The sequence below is a fragment of the Streptomyces sp. NPDC058326 genome (assembly GCF_042879855.1).
In the GTDB taxonomy this organism is placed as follows: domain Bacteria; phylum Actinomycetota; class Actinomycetes; order Streptomycetales; family Streptomycetaceae; genus Streptomyces.
Genome location: NZ_JBHVZO010000014.1, coordinates 170790 through 185880 on the forward strand (window position 1 = coordinate 170790; position 15091 = coordinate 185880).

10 protein-coding genes and 1 pseudogene are annotated in these 15091 nt (G+C 68.9%); 1 reads left to right on the forward strand and 10 read right to left on the reverse strand.

The annotated features are described in order from the left end of the window. Nucleotides 1-70: 70 nt before the first annotated feature. On the reverse strand, nucleotides 71-1645 hold the full coding sequence (locus ACFVYX_RS24880; protein WP_389683668.1) for a S8 family serine peptidase: 1575 nt from the start codon (nucleotides 1643-1645) through the stop codon (nucleotides 71-73). A gap of 176 nt (nucleotides 1646-1821) precedes the next feature. Between ACFVYX_RS24880 and ACFVYX_RS24885 the strand changes: the two genes are divergently transcribed. After that, nucleotides 1822-3027, forward strand: coding sequence for a pyridoxal-phosphate dependent enzyme (locus ACFVYX_RS24885; protein WP_389683669.1), 1206 nt, complete (start codon nucleotides 1822-1824; stop codon nucleotides 3025-3027). On the opposite strand, the gene ACFVYX_RS24890 is transcribed toward ACFVYX_RS24885, so the two are convergent. The 9 genes and pseudogenes from ACFVYX_RS24890 to ACFVYX_RS24930 form a co-directional block, all read right to left on the reverse strand. Continuing rightward, nucleotides 3012-3494, reverse strand: coding sequence for a cupin domain-containing protein (locus ACFVYX_RS24890; RefSeq protein ID WP_389683670.1), 483 nt, complete (start codon nucleotides 3492-3494; stop codon nucleotides 3012-3014). The two genes, ACFVYX_RS24885 and ACFVYX_RS24890, sit on opposite strands and share 16 nt — an antisense overlap. Before the next feature lie 172 nt (nucleotides 3495-3666). Next, nucleotides 3667-4443, reverse strand: a complete 777-nt coding sequence (locus ACFVYX_RS24895) for a DUF4232 domain-containing protein (protein ID WP_389683671.1) — start codon at nucleotides 4441-4443, stop codon at nucleotides 3667-3669. A gap of 130 nt (nucleotides 4444-4573) precedes the next feature. Next, nucleotides 4574-7219 (reverse strand): BTAD domain-containing putative transcriptional regulator, encoded by a 2646-nt coding sequence (locus ACFVYX_RS24900; RefSeq protein WP_389683672.1) that lies wholly within the window; start codon nucleotides 7217-7219, stop codon nucleotides 4574-4576. Between the two features lie 232 nt (nucleotides 7220-7451). Then, nucleotides 7452-7682: pseudogene (gene ilvN, locus ACFVYX_RS24905) on the reverse strand (acetolactate synthase small subunit); the annotation flags it as partial. After that, on the reverse strand, nucleotides 7679-9409 hold the full coding sequence (locus ACFVYX_RS24910) for an acetolactate synthase large subunit (protein WP_389683673.1): 1731 nt from the start codon (nucleotides 9407-9409) through the stop codon (nucleotides 7679-7681). The pseudogene ilvN and the gene ACFVYX_RS24910, both read right to left, overlap by 4 nt. Nucleotides 9410-9795: 386 nt before the next feature. Next, the gene (locus ACFVYX_RS24915; RefSeq protein ID WP_389683674.1) at nucleotides 9796-11010 is read right to left on the reverse strand and encodes an MFS transporter; all 1215 of its coding nucleotides are present in this window, start codon (nucleotides 11008-11010) and stop codon (nucleotides 9796-9798) included. 30 nt (nucleotides 11011-11040) lie between these two features. After that, a complete protein-coding gene (locus tag ACFVYX_RS24920) occupies nucleotides 11041-12108 on the reverse strand; it encodes a methyltransferase (RefSeq protein ID WP_389683675.1) in 1068 nt (355 codons plus the stop codon). A gap of 11 nt (nucleotides 12109-12119) precedes the next feature. Then, complete coding sequence (locus tag ACFVYX_RS24925; RefSeq protein ID WP_389683677.1) at nucleotides 12120-13946, reverse strand: FAD-dependent oxidoreductase; 1827 nt, start codon at nucleotides 13944-13946, stop codon at nucleotides 12120-12122. Beyond that, nucleotides 13925-15091: an FAD-dependent monooxygenase gene (locus tag ACFVYX_RS24930; protein WP_389683678.1), complete on the reverse strand. Its 1167-nt coding sequence runs from the start codon at nucleotides 15089-15091 to the stop codon at nucleotides 13925-13927. Before ACFVYX_RS24930 ends, ACFVYX_RS24925 begins: the two co-directional genes overlap by 22 nt.

The window sequence follows — 15091 nt, forward strand, 5'->3', positions numbered from 1 at the left end:
ACGGAAGGGACGGCCGCCCGCAGGCGACCGCCCCTCACTGTGTTCCGCCGGGTTCAGAGCTCCGAGTGCCTCAGAACTGCAGGGCCCAGGTGTCGATCTTGCCGGTGTCGTAGTTCGCGTTGTCCGTGACCCGCAGCTTCCACGTGCCGTTGGCGACCTCCGAGGAGGCGTTCACGGTGTACGTGGTGTTGATGTTGTCCGCGCTGCCACCGGTACCGAAGGCCTTCAGGGTGTACGCCGAGCCGTCGGGGGCGATCAGCTGGACCTGGAGGTCACCGATGTAGGTGTGGACGATGCTCACCGGCACCTGGAGGGTGGCGGGGGCGTTGCCGGTGATGCCGGTGACGGTGACCGGGGACTCGACGGTCGCGTTGTCGGCGATGGCGTAGTCGGCGGTGTTCTCGAACTTCTTGCCGGGCGGCGGGGTGGTGCCGCCGTCACCGACGTACAGCAGGCGGTTCGGGGAGCCGGTGCCCGGGCTGGTCACCACGTTCGGCGTCGCGGCGTTCACCAGCGCGGTGCCCACCTGGGCCGGGGTGGCCGTCGGGTTGTTCCCGAGGTACAGCGCGGCCGCGCCGGCGACGTGCGGGGCCGCCATCGACGTGCCGGAGATCGTGTTGGTGGCGGTGTCGCCGGTGTTCCACGCCGAGGTGATGGAGGAGCCCGGGGCGAAGAGGTCCAGGACGGTGCCGTAGTTGGAGAAGCTGGAGCGGGCGTCGGTGTTGGTCGTGGAGCCGACCGTGATCGCCTCGGTCACGCGGGCCGGGGAGTAGTTCGAGGCGTTGGCGTTGCTGTTGCCGGCGGCGATGGCGTACGTGACGCCGGACGCGATCGAGTTGCGGACGGCGGTGTCGAGGGTGGAGTCCGCGCCTCCGCCGAGGCTCATGTTGGCGACGGCCGGCTTGACGGCGTTGCGGGTCACCCAGTCGATGCCCGCGACGACGCCGGCGGTGGTGCCGGAGCCGTTGTTGTCGAGCACGCGGACGCCGACGATCTTGGCCTTCTTGGCGACGCCGTGGGCGTTGCCCGCGACGGTGCCGGCGACGTGGGTGCCGTGGCCGTTGCCGTCCTGGGCGACGTTGTCGTTGTCGACGGCGTCGAAGCCGTTGAAGGCGCGGCCGCCGAAGTCGCTGTGGGAGATCCGCACACCGGTGTCGATGATGTACGCCGTGACGCCCGTGCCGGCCGTGTCCGGGTAGGTGTAGCTCTGGTTCAGCGGGAGGCCCCGCTGGTCGATCCGGTCCAGGCCCCAGGACGGCGGGGAGGGCTGGGTGCCGTTGATCTTGAAGACGCGGTTCTGCGCGACGGACTTCACCGCGGGGTCGGCGGCGAGCTTCTTGGCCTGCGCCTCGGAGAGCTCGACGCTGTAGCCGTTGAGCGCCGAGGTGTACGTCTTCTTGATCTTGGCGCCGTACTCGGCGGCGACCGCACGGCCCTTCGCGGTCTCGGCCTGCGCCGACTCCTCGAGGGTGACGATGTAGCTGCCGGCGATCGCGCCTTCGGCTCCGGCGTTCTCGATGACACCCTCCGGGGCCGCCGGTGAGGCGACGGCCGGGAGGGTGGAGAGGGAGCCGAGGGCGAGGGCGGCGACGGCTATGGCCGCTGCGGTGGCGACTCGGCGGCGTGAGTCACGCATCACTGACATGTGAGGGGTCCTCCTCATTGGTGGTGCGCTGCTGTGGGGGAATGGCAGGAGCATGACAAGGCGACGCGGGCTCCGCGCCGTCTCGGACATTCGGCTGCCGAGCGAAAGATTGGCGGATCCATAGGAATCGCACAAGAGTCGTGCCATCCCCGCAACGACCGCGCCACACGGCTGACATGCTGGAGGTCATGACCGCCTACGTGTGCTCCCGTTGCCGGATCCAGTCGCCCACGGACGCGCTCACCTGGCGTTGTCCGGAATGCCGCGGACCCTGGGACCTGGAGTTCGCGAGTGCGTCGGTTTCCCTCCCGTCACTCGCGTCACGAGGAAATTCATTGTGGCGTTACGAGGAAGCTCTACCTCCGATGCCCTACGCACCGGAGGTGACGCTAGGAGAGGGCGGTACGCCGCTCGTACCCCTCGCACCGCTCACGAAGGCGGAGGAGAAACCGGCGGCAGAGACCGCGGCGGCGCCCGGCGGAGGGTCCGTCTCGGCCAAGCTCGACTTCCTCATGCCGACGCTCTCCTTCAAGGACCGCGGCGCCGTGATGCTCGCGGCCCATGCCCTCCGCCTCGCACGGGCCGGCCGCCTCGACCGGGTCGTCGCCGACAGCAGCGGGAACGCGGGCACCGCCGTCGCCGCGTACGGCGCACGGGCCGGGCTCGACTGCCTCGTGTACGTACCCGAGGGCACGTCCCCGAAGAAGCTGGAGCAGATCAGGGCGCACGGCGCCCAGGTCGTCGAGGTGCCGGGCGACCGCGAGGCGACGGCCCGCGCGGCACAGGCGGCGGCCGACGAGCCCGGCGCCTTCTACGCCTCGCACGTGTACAACCCGTACTTCCTGCACGGCACCAAGACCTATGTGTACGAGCTCTGGGAAGAGCTCGGTGGCCGGCTCCCCGACACGATCGTCGTCCCCGTCGGCAACGGCACCCTGCTCCTCGGCGCCGCCCTCGCCCTCGACGAACTCCGAAACCACGGGCTCACGGACACCCGGCCGGCGCTCGTCGCCGTCCAGGCGGAAGCCGTGTCCCCGCTGGCGACGGCCTTCCACGCGGGCGCGGAGGAACTCGGCGCGCCCGCCCCCGCCCGCCCCACCCTCGCCGAGGGCATCGCGATCCCGGCCCCGCCCCGCGCCCGCCAGATCCTGCGGGCGGTACGCGCGACCGGCGGCACCTTCCTGACGGTGACGGAGGGCCAGATCCGTTCGGCCCAGCGGGACCTGGCCCACCGCGGCCTCTTCGTCGAGTCCACCGGCGTGGCCTGCTGGGCGGCGGTCCAGGCGGCCCCGCCACGCCCCGGCCTCACCGTGGTGCCGCTCTGTGGGGCGGGCGCGAAGACGGGCCTGGCCCCCGGGGGCGGCCCTCAGTCCGTCCAGTAGGTGTCGTGCTTCACGAAGAAGGCGGTGCGCTCCTCGTCCGTCATCGTCGCGACGGTCGACACCTTCTCGAAGTACTCCTCGCGGGGTGCGCCCGGTGCGAAGAGGATCAGGAACGACGCCGCCTCGTCGGAGTCGTTGCGGAAGGCGTGCAGGCCACCGGTGGGCACGTAGAGGAAGTCGCCCTTCGTCGCGTCGATCCAGTGGTCTCCGTCGTAGAGCCGGACGGTCCCGTCGAGGACGAAGAAGGTCTCCGATATCCCCCGGTGGAAGTGGGTGGCCGGTCCGCCCGCCTTCGGGGTCATGTCGACACGGTAGAGCCCGAACTCCCCGCCCGTGGAGGCGGTGGTGGCCAGGTAGTGCGTCTCCGTCCCGTTCTCGACGACGAGGTCGGCGGGCGCTCCGGCAGGCCGGAAGGAGGCAGTGATCTCGCCGGTCTCGCCGTGGTAGCGGGGCTCGGGGTAGGACATCGGTCACTCCGTCTCGTCACGGGTCAGCAGTCCTGACAGTCAATCAGGCACCGCTGACACAGGGCGATTCGGGCCCCGGACCACACCGAAGGGTGCGGCTTCGTGGCCGGAACCGATCCCGTCCCCGAAGCCGCACCGTCACGCCCCGCGCACCTCGCGCATCCCGTACGGATCAGAACTCGTCGGCCCCGTTGCGGAGCTCGTACGTCCAGTAGCCCGTCTTCGCGGCGGCCTCGTCGACCGCGAGACCGCCCGCGGGCGCCTTGACGATGACGCTGCCCTCGGCCGGGCCGTCGGCGGCGAAGAGGTTCACGTTGAACTGCTTCACGACCTTGTTCTCCTCGTGGACGCCTCCGAGCGAGACACGCACGTTGGCGTACGCGGGCGCACCCGGCTTCACGACGACCGGGCCGGCCGGCTCGCTCTTCGCGACGGCCGGGATGTCCTTGGCGGTCTGGATCGGGCCGAAGGCGATCAGCGGGTACTTCAGGAGGGTGCAGGAGCGGCCGGAGACGTTGGTGGCGGTGAGGACGATGTGCTCGGTCGGGACCTCGTCCGCCTTCGCCGCCGTGATCTTGACGTCGCCATGGGCGCAGGCGGGAGCCGTGGCGGAGCTCTTGCCGCCGGTGGTGGAGCCGCCGGCCGTGGAACCGGACGCGGTACCGGCCGAGGATCCGGACGTGGAACCGGCCGTGGACCCGGACGTTCCGGTGCCGCCGGACGTCGAGCCGCCGGTGGAGCCCGAACCGCTCTTCGCCGCGGTCTGGTCCGCCGAGCCCTCGGCGCCGCCGTCGGCCCCGCCCTTGTCGGCCGTCCCGCCGGCCGCCTGCGAGGCGCTCGCGCTCCCCGCGTCCTTGGCACCGCTGTCGCCGCCGCCGCAGGCGGTCAGTCCCAGCGAGAGGGCGGCGATGGCGGCGGCGGCCAGGACGGTGGACTTGTGCGTACGCATGATGGTTCTCCCCCGTGGGACGCGATCGGCGCGGTCGGCGCCGTCGACGCGTCTGACTCGTTTGGTCAATGCACGTACTCCGTGCAGTCACCAGACTCCCGCCTCGCGCTGCCGTCCCGCTTGCGTACCGCTAACGATCCGCTGACAGGCGCGAGAGACGGGCCGCCGCCCGCGCCGAACCCTCCGGATACCCGGCCGCGTCGGCCGCGACGATCGCGCGTTCCAGCTGGTCGGTGGCCTCCTCCAGGCGGCCGATACCGGCCAGCGCCTCGCCCCTGACGATCTGCAGCTGCGCCTGGACGACCACCGCGTCGGGGGCGACGAGTTCTCCGGCGCGAAGGGTGTGCGCGAGCGCCGCCTCGTAGTCCCCCGCCTTCAGGCAGTGCCCCGCCAGATGCTGGAGGGTCAGCGCCTGCGTGGAGGGATGACCCGTGCGGTCGGCGAGCGAGACCGCGTGGATCATGAGCAGTCCCGCGCGCTCGTGCTCCCCGGAGGCGTCGAGGACGGCCGCGTAGTTGACGTAGGCGATGGCCTCGCTGATCGTGTCGCCCGCCCGCGCCGCGAGACCGGGCGCCTTCGCCAGATGGACCAGCGCCTCGGCGTCCCGGCCCTCCTCGTGCAGGATCCAGCCGAGCAGCGCCCGCGACCGCGACTGGGCGTCGAGATCACCCACGTGCTCGGCCGAGGCGAGGCCCGCCTCCAGGAGCGGCGTCCAGCCGTCCCCGATCCGCATCAGCATCAGCGGCCACTGGACCAGGGCGAGCCGCCAGGCCCGGTCGTGCAGGCCGAGGGCCGCCGCGGCCGCCACGGCGCCCTCCAGGGCGGGGCGCTCCGCCACGTACCAGTCGAGGGCCGCCGTCCGGTCCTCGAACTCCCGCGTCGCCGCCGGCCGCCGGGCGTCGGCGGGCAGCGAGTAGCAGGGCTGGGAGCCCGGTTCGGCGGCGGCATCGGCCGCGAGACCCGTGTAGAGGTAGTGGTCGAGGAGACGCGGCAGGCCCTCTGGGTCGGCTTCCGGGGCGAGATGGCGCGCGTAGAGCCGCACCAGGTCGTGCGGCATCCAGCGGCCGGGGACTGCCTCGGTGAGCAGATGCGCCGCGGCGAGCCGGTCCAGGTCGGCGGAGGCCTGCGCGGGAGACGTCCCGACGAGCGCGCCCGCCGCGAACCGGTCCAGATCGGAGCCGGTGTGCAGGCCGATCGCGCGGAACAGCCGGGCCGCCGACTCGGGCAGCTGCTGCACGGTGAGCCGCAGCGCGGCGGAGACGCCCCGGTCCTCGACGTCGAGGAGCATCAGGCGGCCCTGTTCGTCGGCGAGTTCACCGACCATCGCGTCGAGCGTCCACCCCGGCCGCTCGGCGAGGCGGGCCGCCGTGACGCGCAGCGCCAGCGGCAGGCCGTCGCAGAGCCCGGCGAGCCGCGCCACGGCCCCCGGTTCGGCGGCGACCCGCGTCTCGCCGAGGACGGTGGTGAGAAGGGCCGCAGCGTCGGCGGGCGGGAGGTGCCCGAGCGGCACCGGCCGGGCCGCGTCGGAGGCGATGAGGCCGCCGAGCCGGTCGCGGCTGGTGACGAGCGTCGTGCAGTGGTCACCGCCGGGCAGCAGCGGCCGGACCTGCTCGGAGGAGCGGGCGTTGTCGAGGACCACGAGCAGCCGGCGGCCGCCGGTCAGGGAACGGAACAGCGCGCCCCGCGCCTCCACGGCCTCCGGGATCCGCTGCGGCTGCACACCGAGCGCAAGCAGGAACTCGCGCAGGACGGCGGCGGTCTCGGGCGCCGGGGTGTCGCTGAAGCCGCGCAGATCGGCGAAAAGCCGCCCGTCGGGGAAGTCGGTGCGCCGCTCGTACGCCCAGTGCACCGCGAAGGCCGTCTTGCCGACACCGGCCGGCCCCGTGACGAGACAGACGGGGCCGTCCCCGCCCAGGGCCACCCGGTCGAGCGCGGCCAGCTCGGGCCCCCGCCCGGTGAACCCGCGCGGCGCCCGGGGCAGCCCCTCCGGCGCCGGGACCTCGGCCGGGACGACAGGACGGGGCACGGCGGCGGGCCCGGCCGAGCGGAGCAGCGTCGCGTAGGCCTCGCTGAGCGTCTCGCCGGGGTCGACGCCGAGCTCCTCGGCGAGCAGCCGCCGGGTGCGGTGGTACCAGTCGATCGCGTCCGACTGACGTCCCGAACGGCCGAGGGCCAGCATCAGCGCGGCCGCGAGGGACTCCCGCAGTGGATGCGCGACGGCTTCGGTCCGCAGGACGGCGGCGGCCCGGCCGTGCTCGCCGAGTTCCCCGTACGCCTCCGCCAACGCCTCCACCGAGGCGAGCCGCAGCTCCTCGAGCCCCCCGGCCGCCGCCTCGAGGGGGCGGCTGTGCACGGTTCCGGTGAGCGCGGGCCCCTGCCAGTACGACAGCGCCTCGCGCAGCATCCGCACCGCGTCGGCGGGCCGCCGCTGCACCTGGGCGAGCCCCACGAGCTCCTCGAAGCGGTGCGCGTCCACCAGCGACTCGGGCATCCGCAGCACGTACGCCGAGCCCTGGGTGGCCAGCTCGACCCCGTACGCCTCAGCCCCGTGCTCGGCCAGCAGCGCCCGCAGCCGCGAGACGTGCCCCTGGAGCACGGTCTTGGCATGGGTGGGCGGCTCCTCCTCCCACAGCGCGTCGATCAACTGACTGACGTTCACGGCACTGTTGGGCCGCAACAAGAGCATGACCAGGAGACTGGACCGCTTGGCGGGCCCCAAGGCTACGTCCCCGTCCTCCGTCACCAGCGCAACGGAGCCGAGCAGCCGGAACTCCACCTGTATACCTCCGGATCCCTCTCCCCCATTTCCCCAGCAGTCGAGGATACGTGGGGTGGAGGGGTCGCCCGTGCGCGGAGATCCCCGATCCCGCCACCGCCGTCCGAATCCGCACGTGGCCCGGGCAACCGGGCCGGCCCCCGGAGGAGCCGGCCCCCGGAGGAGCCGGCCCCTTCTGAGGCGTACGTCACCACGGCCGGGGTTCGTACGCGTTCTCCGGCCGCGCATGGCCGACTTCCGTGACGCTCAGCACGTTGATGAGCTTGTCGAGTTGCTTGGTCACCTGCTCGAGCGGAGTGTCGTCCGCGTCGACCACGAGGGTGACCCGGGAGAAGCCCTCCCCCTCGGCCGGGACGACGGCGAGGGAGTCGATGTTGAAGCCGCGCCGGCTGAAGAGGGCGGTGACCCGGGTGAGCGCGCTGGGCTTGTCCTCGACGAGGACCGACAAGGTGTGTGTGCTCATGCGTCGTCGCTCTCCCACCTCGGAGTCATGTCCCGGGCGATCTTGATGTCGTCGTTGCTGGTCCCGGCGGGGACCATGGGCCAGACCATGGCGTCCTCGTGGACCACGAAGTCGATGACGACCGGCACGTCGTTGATCTCCATCGCCTTGGCGATCGTGTCGTCCACGTCCTCGGGCCGTGTGCACCGCAGACTGACGCAGCCGTAGGCGTCCGCCAGCTTCACGAAGTCGGGGACGCGCCGGGCCGTCTGCAGGTCGGAGTTGGAGTACCGCCGGCCGTAGAAGAGCGACTGCCACTGGCGGATCATGCCGAGGTTGCCGTTGTTGATGACCGCGACCTTGATCGGCACACCTTCGATCGTGCAGGTGGCCAGCTCCTGATTGGTCATCTGGAAGCAGCCGTCTCCGTCGATCGCCCAGACCACCGTGTCCGGCCGCCCCATCTTGGCGCCCATCGCGGCGGGCACGGCGAAACCCATCGTGCCCAGGCCGCCTGAGGTGATGAAGGCGCCGGGCTTCTCGAAGCCGATGAAATGGGACGCCCACATCTGGTGCTGGCCGACGCCGGCCACGTAGAGGGCGTCCGGCCCGACGAGGGAGCTGAGCCTTTCCAGGACATACTGCGGAGCCAGCGAGCCGTCCCCGAAGTCCTCGTACCCCAGCGGGTAGGTCTCCTTCATCCTGTCGAGCAGCGCACGCCACTCGGCGTAGTCACCGGGGCGGTCGATCGCGTGGACGAGGGCGCCGATGACCTCCTTGCAGTCACCCACGATCGGTACGTCCGCCGCCCGATTCTTGGAGATCTCCGCCGGGTCGATGTCCGCGTGGATGACCTTGGCCCGCGGTGCGAACGACGAGAGCTGCCCGGTGACCCGGTCGTCGAACCGCACGCCCAGGGCGATGAGCAGGTCTGCCTTCTGCAGTGCGCCCACCGCCGAGACGCTGCCGTGCATGCCGGGCATCCCCATGTGGAGCGGGTGGCTGTCGGGGAAGGTGCCCCTGGCCATCAGCGTGGTGACGACCGGAATACCGGTCAGCTCTGCCAGGCGGAGCAGTTCCGCCGAGGCGCCGGCCTTGTGCACGCCGCCGCCGACGTACAGCACAGGGCACTCGGCCTCGGAGATCAGCTTGGCTGCTTCCTGGATCTGCTTGGCATGCGGCCGGGTGACCGGCCGGTAGCCCGGCAGGTGCGTCGTCGGCTCCCAGTGGAACTCGGTGTCGGCCTGCAACGCGTCCTTGGTGATGTCGACCAGTACCGGACCGGGACGGCCGCTGGAGGCGATGTGGAAGGCTTCCGCGATGGTCCGCGCGATGTCGTCGGCGTCGGTCACCAGGAAGTTGTGCTTGGTGATCGGCAGGGTGATGCCGCAGATGTCGGCTTCCTGGAAGGCGTCCGTGCCGATCATGCTGCTCGACACCTGACCGGTGATGGCGACCATCGGGACGGAGTCCATGTACGCGTCGGCGATCGGCGTGACCAGATTGGTGGCGCCCGGCCCTGAGGTGGCCATGCAGACGCCGACCTTGCCGGTGGCCTGGGCATACCCCTCCGCGGCGTGTCCGGCGCCCTGCTCGTGCCGGACCAGTACGTGGCGGACCTTGGTCGAGTCGTAGAGCGGATCGTAGGCGGGGAGGATATGACCGCCCGGATATCCGAACACGGTGTCGACTCCGACGTGCTCCAAAGCCCTGACCAGAGCTTGAGCACCTGTCATCTGTTCGGCCATTTGCTCGTTCCTTTTGGCGTGGCTCGAATGCTGGGCGTGCCTGCTGACCCGAGTGGGATGAGAGGAGGACGCCCGTTCGCAAGACTGATTCGAAGGGCAGCGCGCAGAATTCAGCAGTCGGACGGTAAGTCCGGAAGTACTACAGGATGGCGCGCAAGGAGCGGTGTCGGGTGACGACTACGCGCTCGGCGGCTCCGAGGGGTCAGAACACACGTCGGAGCAGAGCGAATCCGTTCGTGACGGCTCAAGCAAATCTCGCGGTACACCACGGGAATGCGAGGTCTCAGCCTATCTTCCCGTTGTGCGGGGATGCCAGTCCCCCGGGCTCTGGGTCACCGTCGGCGGGGTTCGCCGGCCACGGTGACGGTGTGGCGAAAGCCTCCGGATCAACCAGTCGGCGCGGGACGCCGTGGCGTCAGCTCCGTCAGATAGTAGAGGCCCGCCAGCAACGGGAAGGCGATACCGCACCAGGCGATACCCGCCCACCCGTACGACGCGTACACCGAACTTGCCACGGCAGACCCGACGGCGCCTCCGATGAAGAAAATCGCCATGTAGAGGCCGTTCAGTCGACTGCGTACCTCCGCCCCCAGCGAGAAGATCGCACGCTGTCCCAGCACCAGGTTGCACGAAATGCCCACGTCGAGCAGGAGCGCCGCGACGAAGAGGGCCGCGACGCCATGTCCGCCACTGGCAAACACCAGAAGAAAACAGGCCACGACAGTCAGGATCGCGAAGCCCGTCGCGGGTTTCGTCAGACCGCGGTCGGCGATACGGCCCGCAACCGGCGCGACAAAGGCCCCGAGCACCGCCGCCAGGGAGAACAGGGCGATTCCGCCTTGGCTCAGACCGCACGCCGGGCTCGCCAGGATCAGTGGCACAGCGGTCCAGAACAGACTGAACGCCCCGAACAACATGGCGTGGTAGAACGCCCGCCTCCGCAGGATCGGCGTGCGGACGAGCAGTTGACCCATCGACCCCAACAACGCCAGGTAGGGGACGGAGGTGTTCGGCTTCCTTTCCGGAAGGACCGAACGCAGGATGACGGCGAGCACCAGCATCAGGCCGGCGGAGATGGCGAATACCGCACGCCAGCCGAGAAGCTCGGTCGTCATGCCGGCCACAGGACGCGCAAGCAGGATTCCCATCAGCAAGCCGCTCATGACGTTGCCGACGACCTGTCCACGGCTTTCCTCGGGGGCAAGATGAGCCGCGAAGGGCACCAGCATCTGCACCACGACCGAGCTCAGGCCGATGACCAGCGAAGTGGCAAGGAACAGCCCGGCGTTCGATGCGACCGACGCGCTGAGCAGCGCCGCCATGCATGCCGTCAAGGTGACCATGATGAGACGACGGTTCTCAAAGATGTCGCCCAGCGGAACCAGCACGACGAGGCCGACGCCATAGCCGATCTGGGTCAGGGTCACCACGAGGCTGGAGGCGTTCGCGCTCAAGCCCACATCGGGGCCGATCAACGCCACCAAGGGCTGCGCGTAATAGATGTTGGCCGCGACCGCGCCGCAGGCCAGAGCCATCAGGAAGGTCAGGCCGCGTGACATGCCGAGCTGCGCCGCCCGGCTTGTTGCACTCTCAGTGGTCATTACTCTCTCGACAGGATAGGGAATCGACGTTCACACGGCACATGCTTGGATGACCGAGAATTCCGGACGCGCGGACAGAACCTGGGGAGCGGAAAAGCCTGCCGCATTCAGGATTCGCGTGAAGTCGTCCAGTGTGCGCTCACGCCCTCCATGCAGGACCAGCATCTGCAGATCCAGCACCAGATCAAGCGGATCACAGTCCTTCGGAGACTCCTGCAGAACGCGATCCACCACAACGAGTCGGGCGTCGGCGCTCATCGCCTTGCGGCAGTTGCGAAGAATGGATTCCGCCTTCTCGTCCGGCCAGTCGTGAAGAATCCACGACAGGATGTAGATGTCTCCTCCCACGGGTACCGAGTCGAAGAAACTACCCGCGCACGTGCTCAGCCGGTCGTCCCCCGGCGCCCCGGGAAGGGCCGAAATTACGCTGGCCTGGTCGTACACGACGGCTTGCGCGTCCGGATTTCGTTCGAGAATCGTCCGCGCCAGGGTTCCGGTTCCCCCGCCCACGTCGATCACTCGTTCGCCAGGGGCCACCGTGAGTACGTCGGCGATCGCCGCATAGCGCCCCGGATACCCGCTCGCCATATAGCGCTGATAGAGCGCTTCCTCTTCAGGGCTTCCGTTCATGTAGGAAAAGAAGTCCTGACCGTTGACGTGTGAGAACGCTTCCTCGCCGGTACCGGCGCAATGGCTCAGCGCTCCCCAGGACCGCCAGATGCCGGGCATGCCCCAGAATCGCGCAGCCCAGTGGAGCGAGGGGCCGGCCGTGGTGGTCCTCAACAGGCGCGAGGCTTCACTGTGGCGAATTCCGCCGTCCGCATCCGCGTCGAATATGCCGTAGGACGACAGTGCTCGGGCAAGCCGTGTCAGGACGCCTGCGTGAACCTTCAAGCGTCCGGACAGAGAGCTCAGCGAGGTTCCGTCGTCGTCCACCGCGTCGGGGAGTCCGACTTCGCAGGCCGCAGCGATCATTTGGGTGACCGCCATCCCGCGGATCAGCTCCTGCATCCTGCGGATGTCGCCGGCAGCAGATGCCCGGCTCTCAGGACCTTCGTGCGCAACGGGCCCCGTCTGAAAAGACGTCTGGATAGTCATACGCACCTCTTCTACTTGTTCATCGCCATGTCTGGAGGGGCCGCCGAGGCCCGCTCGCCTCCGGAGCGCATCAGCCCGTCCCGGTCGCACCGCCCGTCCGAACCTCGCCCGAGAATCTCCTGCAAGGCTGCGCGCAGCGCGTCCACGGCAGCAGAAGAGTCCGCCTTGCGCCAGGCGATGAACGCGTCCGGACGCACCAGCAGACAGCCGTCTTCCGGAATTTCCGAAACGTCTGCCCAATCGCCGTAGAGATCCTGCAGGGCGTGTCCGGGGCCGATGACATGCGCAGCGATCTCGATGTTCAGCTCTTCCGAAAGACGCTTGGCGGCCTGGAGCCAGATCTGCCCGTTCAGCCCCGTCAGCAGGGTGAACTTTCCCTTGCCCACCACGTCCAGGCTCGAGACCTGCGTACCCTGCCGGTCGAGCCACGCATGCGGCAGGCGGGCGCCCGGCCGGCTGGACGCCTGGTAGTACAGCTCAGGGTCGCGCTGCCATGCGGGCTGCGCGGTACCGTCCGGGCAGACGGCATGTGACGCATAACGCTGATTGAGTTCGACGCCTTGCGTGGCGAACTCGTACGACTTGAGCTCGATGGCCTCGCGCAGCATCTTCCGCTTTTCGGCGCCCGCTGCGGAAGCCTCCTTCAGGCCGGACATATTGACGCGCATCTGCTCCGCGTCCAGGTTCGCGTCCAGTCCGAGTGCGGAAAAAATGCCTCCGAACTGCTCGATGCTCTTGTTCGCGCGTTCGACTATCTGCTTGCCTATCGGCACGCGTTCTTGGTCGTACGTATCCAGGAGTCGGTCCGTCGCCTGGCCCTTCAAGACCATCGCCATTTTCCACGCCAGATTATAGGCGTCCTGGATCGAGGTGTTCGAGCCCAAGCCGTTCGACGGTGGATGACGATGCACCGCATCGCCCATACAGAACACCCGCCCTCGGGAGTACTTCGTGGCGTACTTCTGGTTCACCGTCCACGTCGAGACCGAGCGTACGGTGATGTCCACCGAATCGTCGCCGATCAGTTGACGGGCGATGCCGACCGCATCGATTTCGGAGAGATCGGGCTCGCCTGCGCTCATGTCGTAGCCCCACACGATCTGCCACTCGTTCCACGGCCTGACCATGCGGAGGAGACCCATGCCGATGCCCCCGACGTTGGCGCCCGGCTGCATGATCCACCACAGATAGCCGGGACGGTGTGCCACGAGGTGGGAGAGATCCGCTTGCAGAATGATGCTGATACTGCCGGCGAGCCCCATGTGGCCTTCCATGGGCAGGCCGATCTGCTCCGCTACGAGACTGTTGCCGCCGTCCGCCCCGATCAGGTACTTGGCCCGGATCTCGTAACGCTCGCGCTTCAGCCTGTCCAGGACCTGCGCGGTGACACCGCGATCGTCCTGGTCGAGCCGCAGGAACTGCGTGTCGAACCGGACATGGCTGCCGCGCGCGGCGGCATTGGACAGCAAGATGGGTTCCAGCAGGGTCTGCGGCAGGTCGCAGTGTTCGGCCGGGCTGGCCGACGCGTAATCGCTCTGCCGTTGTGCCCTGTTGGCGCCATAGGGCAGTCGCCCCAGTTCCTCGCCTACCAGACTGGTGCAGAAGACCACATTGCCCATGACTTCTTTGGGCGAGGCCTTGGCAAGAATCTCGTCCGCCACGTTCAGGTCTCGGAAGACCTCCATGGTGCGTTGGTTCTTGTAGTGCGCACGCGGAGTGTCGGCAAGCCAGCGGTGTTTCGTGATCACGAGGTTGTCGATGCCGTACGTGCTCAGCATCAGTCCTGCGGATGACCCCGCCGGACCGCTCCCGACGATCAGGACGTCAGTGTCGTACACGTGGAATTTCTCCTGAGTTCATGTAGATCTACGCTCATCGCGTCGTAGCTGAAAACCCAGGCCGGGTCTTCGGCATCCTTGAGCCACGAGTTCTCGGCGGACACGGCCTGGATCCGAGCGGTACGTTGCTTGCGGCTCTCGGCGTAACGCCAGAACGCGGCCTCGGTCTCGTCCTCGACTTCCAGGCAACGCAGCAGCAGCACGCCGTCCTCGATGGCCATGGCCGCCCCTTGCGCCATGTGCGGCCTCATGGGATGACAGGCGTCGCCGAGGAGCGCGATTCGCCCTCGCCCCCATTGCTGCAACGGCGGGCGCTCGAAGAGTGGCCATTTGGTCAGGGACTGAGCCGCATCGAGCAGGCTGAGGACTTCGTCGCATGCGCCGGTGAAAGCGTCCAGCATCTCGTCCTTGTCGCCCTCGACCCAGGACTGCGGATGCGTCCACGTGTCAGCAGCCGCGCCGGCGACGAAGTAGTAGTCATCGCTCCGGGAGTCGGTCGGGTAGCCGATGACAAAACTCTCGTCGGCCCACCACTTGGTGATGCACCGCCTGTCGACAGGGACTCGGGTGTGGGCGGGCACTGTCGCCCGGTACGCGATCTGGCCGGAAAAGCTGGGGCGTTCGGCGCCGTGCATCACTTCACGGACCTGAGACCCCAGACCGTCGGCACCGATGACGCAGGAGGCTTCGGCGGTGCTTCCGTCGGCGAAGTGCATCCGCACCTCCGTGCCGCGATCGTCGAGCGAGACCAGTCGCTTGTCGTACCGCACGGTGCCCGGCCGCAGGGCGTCGACCAGCTCCCGATGGAGAACGCCGCGACCGACGGTGAGATAGGGAGCTCCGTACCCCTCCTTCGCTTGGTCACCGAGCGGCAATGCACATCTGACGGAATTCGACGTCAGGTTCCGGCTGGTAAATGATTCGGGCAGGTATCCGGACCTGACGAGTGCGTCATCGATCCCCACATTGCCCAAGATGCGCATCACGTTGGGCGACAGATGGATCCCGGCGCCGGCGGGCTCGAACGTACGTGCCTGCTCGAATACCGCCACGGAATATCCGGCCCGCTGCAGCAACACGGCCGTCGCGGCTCCGCCCAATCCACCGCCGACGATGGCAATTGAGGACTTGTTGTGGATGCCCAT